The following is a 6,397-nucleotide window of genomic DNA, read 5'->3' as shown; positions in this document are numbered from 1 at the left end:
CCCCACTCCGATCCATCTCGAACTCGGTTGTGAAACGCAGTAGCGGCGAAGATAGTTGGAGGGTAGCTTCCTGCAAAAATAGCTCAATGCCAGGATAAAACTTTTCATTCCTACCAAGTTTTGCTTTCATCGAGCTTGTCATCTGATGATGATGAATCGAGAGAAGCGAAACACTGAAAGCCACCCGAAAGGGTGGCTTTTTTGTTGGTTGCGTGTTGGCTGGAGGATGGATTGCTGGTGGGGCAGATTCAAGACACATGCTGGGCATCACTATGAATCGCTCGTGAAGGAGCAGGGCGCGCGGTTTGTGCGGCAGCTGTGCCCCTCCCGCGGTGGAGGCACTGCCCTGCCTGGTGCAAGAGGCGTACCCCCGCTTGTCCTAGGCACGGAGCCTTTCGTACCCGTTCTGCTCGGCCATCGTCAGCACCGGCTTGGTGCGTTGGTATCTTGAGCGGCTTGACGCCAGCGGCTCACCTGCTCAGGTGAGAGCCCCCGCGGTCGGGTCAGCAGGTACTGGGCTCAGTGGCGCTCAACCCGGCCGTCTCATAACCCACCGTGAAGCTATCTGCAGGGCTCAAACTACTGAGGCTGGTGGATGTTTCGTCGATCCGAGCCGGTTTGCAGGCGGTGGGTGATGCATGGCATCAAGGCCCTGCTGGCGATGGCGCGGCACCAGCCAGCACCCCTGCTTTAACTTTTCGTCAGCCTTGGGGCAATCGGCTGGAGTGTGGGAACGTTCCTGTTGGAGGATGGAATCACCCGGAATAGACGCCGGCGAAAGACTGAACAACGGGAAAAGTGCCTGCCTCGCGGGAGGGATTGCCGGGCCGGTCGCTGAGCAGGGGGTGCATGCCGGCGGTGTTGGCGGCGTCCAACTCCGCGATCGCATCGCTGATGAATAGAATGTGTTCGGGCTCTACCTTCAGTTGTGTGGCGATTCTGGTGTAGCTGGAGGATTCTTGTTTGGCGCCGATGCGGGTGTCGAACCAGGCGGCGAAGAGTGGTTGGAGATTGCCGGCAACGCTGTGTCCGTATAGCAACTGTTGCGCTTTTACCGATCCTGAGGAATACACCCCAAGCTCTATTCCCATCCGCTTCCAGCGTTGCAGCGCTGGTGGAACGTCTTCGAAGAGGGGGGCGCAAAGGTGGCCGGCCGCATAGCCACGTTCCCAGATGAGCCCCTGGAGATCCTTTAGCGGAGTCAGTTTCCTGTCGCACTGAATCAGCCACTTCAGATAGGGCAGCAGGCGTTGCGCCGTTGAGCTGTTGGCGCTCAATCGAGCCTTTGCCAGCAGCTCAAGCGCTTCGTTGTGATCCTCTTGCTCCCAGGCCTGCTCGACGGCCTGAAGCAGGACCTGTACTTGGGGAGTGCTGGCTTCTGCGGCAAGGAAGCCTTCCAGCTGATCTGCGGCATAGGGGAAGAGCGTGTCTTTCACAAAATCGAAAGGACAGGTGGTGCCTTCGATATCAAGAAGGATGTGGCTGATGGCTTTGCGAGCCGGGAGAGTGGACGTCATGGCTATGGCGCCGGTGTTGAGTGGGCAGGTGCTGTCGGGTGCAGGGACTTGACCACCAATTCTCTCCATGTCTGATCAAGGAGGAACTCAAGAATTTCCACGTGCCGTTGGGCTGTGAACAGATTGCTGCCCCAGGCATAGAGCCCATGGCCGCCGACCAGCAGGCCATGGGGGGCGTCGTTGAGCAAAGGGGAGGCAAGGTCACTCAGCCGACGCAGATCCTGGTCGTTCGATACCACCGGCAGCACCACGCGGCTGTGATGGGTGGTGATGCCTTCAAGTCCCTTCATCATCTCCAGCCCTTCAAACACAACCCCCGCAGGGCCATGTTCGTTTTGCTGTTGGCTTTGGAGAGCCAGGCGCGAAAGCAGGGTTGCCGCCGGTGAATGGGTGTGGAGCACAGCCCCGGCACCGCAGGTGTGCACGATCTCCAGGTGCAAGAGCGTCTCTGCGCTGGCCCGTCCGTTGCCCTCCACCACAGCGCCCGCTTCGTTCACCTGCACAAGGTCGGCGCCACGAACAGAACCTTTGTGGATCCCGCTGGGCGCCATGAGTAGCCGCAGAGGATCCCTGCTCAGCACGCAACTGAAATTGCCACCGGTGCCATCACACCAGCCGCGGCGATGAAGGTCCCGGATCATGCTGGCTAGGGCCTCAGCGGTTGTGGGTGGATCGAAAGGCATCGGCAGATCGCAGCCCTTCAATGCTGGCAGGACGGGCACCAGTGGGTTCCTCGCCCAGCCAGCCGCTCCCGTTGGATTGGTGTTCCGCACGTCCGGCAGGGCTGGCCGCCGCGTCGGTACACCCAGGCCATGCCGCCGTAGTTGCCGTTGGTGCCGCTGAGATCTCTGAAATCGCTGAAGGTGGTGCCTCCCGCTCCGATGCTCGTTTGCAGCACCCGCACCACGGCCTGGTGGAGCCGGTGAAGCTGCGCCACCCCAAGCCTGCCGCTGGGGGTGTGCGGATCGATGCCCGCGGTGAACAGAGATTCATCGGCATAGATGTTGCCGATGCCGGCCACCAGCGCCTGATCCAGCAGGGCGTTCTTGATCGGTCGCTGCGACCCCTTCAGGCGTTGCCGCAGGTAGGCGGCGTTGAACGCCGGACTGAACGGTTCAGGACCGAGACGGCTGAGGCCGTGCATCACCTGGCTGGGCTCGCTGCCCGCAGGAATCCACCACATCTGGCCGAAGCTGCGCGTGTCCACGAAGCGCAGTTCGTGACCCTGGAAGTCGTGGAACCGCACGCGCGTGTGGCTGCATGGTTCGCGATCGTGATCAAGCCACTGAAACTGGCCTGTCATGCGCAGGTGCACACCCCACCGGCCGGCGGGCTCGCCATCGCGGCTGAGGCTGGCCAACAGATACTTGCCACGGCGCTGCCACAGACCCACCTGGGTGCCTTCAAGGGCACGACAGAACGCTTCGGGGTCGGCGGGATGGGCCACAGCCCTTGCTCTCAGCACACTGACGCGCTCCACCGTGAAGCCCGCCAACTGTCGCTCGAGGCCGAGACGCACGGTTTCGACTTCAGGCAGCTCCGGCAAGACGGTTTCTGGCGCGTTGCTTCAGGCTCCCATGCCGACCTGCCGAGCCCACAGGTGCGGGGCTGCCTCTGGGGTTGCCCGCGTCGAGGGGGAGTAGGCGGCCAGAGGAACGCGCACGCACAGAACAGCCCAAGGCTGTAGGGGGACTGATGGATCGAGCTGGAGAATCAAGCCCGAGATGGCAGTGACGTCTCTGATCTGCGGTTGTGCAGCTGGAGAATGGTGGCTAGACCACTCAAGCCAGCTGCTGGATAGGGGCGGCCCCAGCGGTGGGGCCCGGCGTGTTGGATTGGCCTGGGAAGCAATCGCCTTTAGATCAGACCGTGTGCGGGGGCAGCCCTGCAGATGCTGGATGTGCCCCCGGGATTGGGACTCAGGCCTTCTCGAGCTCGGCTTCGGAGAAGTTGTTGGTATTGATGCCGCCTTCCGAACCGCTGAATCCGGTGTAGTTCACTTTCTCGAAGCGCACCACCACGGGGTAGCGGATGCCGGAGGTGTCGATCGACGCCACGGTGCCGACGTCGTTGAACCAATAGGACTCGGGTCGCTTGATGCGCACTTTGTCGCCGCGGGAGATGGCCATCGCTGCGCTGGAGAAGGTTGATTGCCAGTCGGAAGATACCCGAGGCCGGCGGGCTCAAAGGTGCCCGTGTCATGAATCGTCGTCGCCGGAGCAGGGCCGCCATGGGGGCGGGCGGAGCGTGGCACGATCGGCTGCTGCCGCCCCGCCGTTGTTGGAGCCCCCCATCCTCGATCTCGAGCTCCCCGATCCCCAGCGCGACGAGATCAGCACGATGGAGTTCCTGGCGCGGCTGGAGGAGGCATGGGGGGTGTGCGACCGCTTCGACCTGCAGACGGAGATCTGGCGGGGACGCATCCTGCGCGCTGTGCGCGACCGCGAGGTTCGCGGCGGTGAGGGTCGGGGTACCGGCTTCCTGCAGTGGCTCAGGGAGCGGGAGATCAGCAAGACCCGGGCCTATGGCCTGATCCAGCTGGCGGAGTCTGCCGAAAGCCTGGTGGGTGATGGGCCGTTGGAGCAAAGCAGCGTCAACAACTTCTCGAAGCGCGCCTTCCTCGAAACGGCCCAGGCCGACCCCGAGGTGCAGCTGATGATCAGCGAAGCGGCCAATGAGGGGCAGCAGATCACCCGCAAGCAGGTGCGGCGCCTCTCTGATGAATTCACAGCGGCCACCAGCCCGCTGCTGCCCGAGGAAATTCGCCAGCGCACCCAGGAGAACCTGCTGCCCCCGCGGGCCGTTGCACCACTGGTGAAGGAGCTGGCCAAGTTGCCCGAGGCCCAGCAGGACGATCTGCGCCAGGCGCTGCGCGATGAGCCCGAGCTCGACAGGGTCAGGGACGTGACCAGCACGGCCCGCTGGCTGAGCAAGGCGGCCGAGGCCGGGGCTGCGGTGCGCGCCTTTCAGCAAGGGGAGCTGCAACTGGAGAAAGCCCTGCAGGAGGCTCAGCGGCTCGACGCTCTTGGTTTGCTGGCCGATGCGGTGGGGCAGGCGCAACAGCTCGAAAGTGCCGTGCTGAAGCTGCACACCAGCTGGCGACGGCTGGGGGGATTGCAGGAGCGCCTCTGGGTGGAAAGCGGCAGCAGCACGCCCCACCTGCGGGCCATGCTGACCGTGCTCCAGAGCCTGAGCGGAAGCACCCTGCGGGTGTCGTTGGGGGAGCTGGCCGGCGGCAAACGGGTGCGGCTGCAGCTGGTGGAGGAGAGCCCCGACCAGCTAGACGCACCGCCGTTGCCATGAGCCTGCCTGGCCACCAGATCTGGGGCCGCTAAGGTCGGGCCGCACCAGGGCTGTGGTCGGTTTGGCGATGGAAGCGCTCGAGGATTCCCTGGAGCGTCATTTCGGCTGGTCGCGCTTCCGGCCCGGTCAGCGCCCGGTGGTGGAGGCCCTCCTGGCGGGGCGCGACTGTCTGGCGGTGCTGCCCACCGGTGGCGGGAAGTCGCTCTGTTTTCAGCTGCCCGCCCTGGTGCGGCAGGGCCTGGTGCTGGTGGTGTCGCCGCTGGTGGCCCTGATGCAGGACCAGGTGGCGCAGCTGCAGCGCCGCGGCATCCCGGCCGCCTGCCTGCACCAGGGGCTCGATGCCGGGTCGCGGCGGCAGCTTCTGCATCGCCTCGCCGACAATCGCCTGCGCCTGCTCTACTTGGCACCGGAGCGGCTGCAGGCGGAAGCCACCCGCGCCCTGCTGGAGGACGTGCTGGAGCAGGGCCGGCTGGTGGCGCTGGCGGTGGACGAGGCCCACTGCATCAGCGCCTGGGGCCATGATTTCCGCCCGGATTACCGCCGCCTCGGGCAGCTGCGCAGCCTCTGTCCCGGTGTGCCCCTGGTGGCGCTGAGCGCCACGGCCGCGCCGCGGGTCCGCGCCGACATCATCCGGCTGCTGCAGCTGCGGCGCCCCCTTGTGCAGGTGCGCTCCGCCCGGCGCGCGAATCTCCTGTACGCCATGCAGCGGCGCCCCCCTGATCCGCTGCCACTGGTGCTCGACACGGTGGCGGCTGCGTCCGGGGCTGTGCTGATCTACGCCCGCACACGGCGGTCGGTGGAGCACTGGGCGGCGCGGCTCTCGGCTGCCGGAGTGGAGGCGATCGCATATCACGCCGGCATGGACCCCGAAAGCCGCCTGCTGGCGCTTGAGCACTTTCAGCACCATCCCCGGCCGGTGCTGGTGGCCACGGTGGCCTTCGGCATGGGTGTGGACCGCCCGGATGTGGGACTGGTGCTGCATCTGGATCTGCCTGCCAGCGCAGAGGGGTACCTGCAGGAGTCGGGGCGGGCGGGGCGTGATGGCCAGCCCGCCCGCTGCCTGGTGCTCTTTGATCCGATGGACCGGCGCTCGCTGGGCTGGGCGATGCGCGCCTCCGGCCGGCAGCTGACCCCGGAGCTGCAGGAGCAGGAGAGGTTGCGGCTGGAACTGGCCCAGCAACAGCTGCGGCGCATGGAGGCGGTGGCGGAGGGGACGGGCTGTCGCGAGCAGGCCTTGCTGGAGGCCGTGGGCGAGCTGGTGCCCCCCTGCGGTCGCTGCGACCGTTGCCACAGCCGTGGGGTGCCGATCGACTGGTCGGCGCAGGCGGCGCAGGTGCTGACCCTGCTGCAGGAGCGCCGGGGCCTGGATCTCCCCCGGCTGGCCGATGACCTGGCCGATCACTCCGGTGCGGAGGACACCGCCGCTGCGGAGGGAGAGCGCTGGGGCTGGCTGGCGCGCCGGCTGGTGCAGGAGGAGCTGATCAGCGAAAGCGACGACGGCAGCCAGCGTCTCTGGATCCGGGAGGCCGGACGCCGCTATCTGCAGGAGCCATGGCCGTTGCGCTGGGCGGCATGAG

At 65.7% G+C, this 6,397-nt stretch carries 7 protein-coding genes; 2 read left to right on the top strand and 5 right to left on the bottom strand.

Annotated features, from left to right (window positions below):
* From KBZ19_RS04955 to KBZ19_RS04935, 5 genes are all read right to left on the bottom strand, one after another.
* Positions 1–259, bottom strand: a 259-nt coding sequence (locus KBZ19_RS04955; RefSeq protein ID WP_255100005.1) for a hypothetical protein, incomplete at its 3' end; no start/stop codon positions are given.
* A gap of 496 nt (positions 260–755) precedes the next feature.
* A complete protein-coding gene (gene mtnC / locus KBZ19_RS04950; protein WP_255100004.1) occupies positions 756–1,517 on the bottom strand; it encodes an acireductone synthase in 762 nt (253 codons plus the stop codon).
* Positions 1,518–1,519: 2 nt separating this feature from the next.
* Positions 1,520–2,158, bottom strand: a complete 639-nt coding sequence (mtnB, locus tag KBZ19_RS04945) for a methylthioribulose 1-phosphate dehydratase (protein WP_255100003.1) — start codon at positions 2,156–2,158, stop codon at positions 1,520–1,522.
* A gap of 59 nt (positions 2,159–2,217) precedes the next feature.
* Positions 2,218–3,063 (bottom strand): DNA-formamidopyrimidine glycosylase, encoded by an 846-nt coding sequence (locus KBZ19_RS04940; protein WP_255100002.1) that lies wholly within the window; start codon positions 3,061–3,063, stop codon positions 2,218–2,220.
* 373 nt (positions 3,064–3,436) lie between these two features.
* Positions 3,437–3,646 (bottom strand): photosystem I reaction center subunit IV, encoded by a 210-nt coding sequence (locus KBZ19_RS04935; RefSeq protein WP_094510007.1) that lies wholly within the window; start codon positions 3,644–3,646, stop codon positions 3,437–3,439.
* Positions 3,647–3,857: 211 nt separating this feature from the next.
* Between KBZ19_RS04935 and KBZ19_RS04930 the strand changes: the two genes are divergently transcribed.
* Positions 3,858–4,820: a hypothetical protein gene (locus KBZ19_RS04930; protein WP_233132729.1), complete on the top strand. Its 963-nt coding sequence runs from the start codon at positions 3,858–3,860 to the stop codon at positions 4,818–4,820.
* A gap of 67 nt (positions 4,821–4,887) precedes the next feature.
* Positions 4,888–6,396: an ATP-dependent DNA helicase RecQ gene (locus KBZ19_RS04925; protein WP_255100000.1), complete on the top strand. Its 1,509-nt coding sequence runs from the start codon at positions 4,888–4,890 to the stop codon at positions 6,394–6,396.
* Position 6,397 lies beyond the last annotated feature (1 nt).

This window comes from Synechococcus sp. L2F, assembly GCF_024345695.1.
Taxonomy (GTDB): Bacteria; Cyanobacteriota; Cyanobacteriia; order PCC-6307; family Cyanobiaceae; genus MW101C3.
The sequence above is the reverse complement of the archived record's forward strand: the minus strand, read 5'-3'. Positions and strand labels throughout refer to the sequence as shown.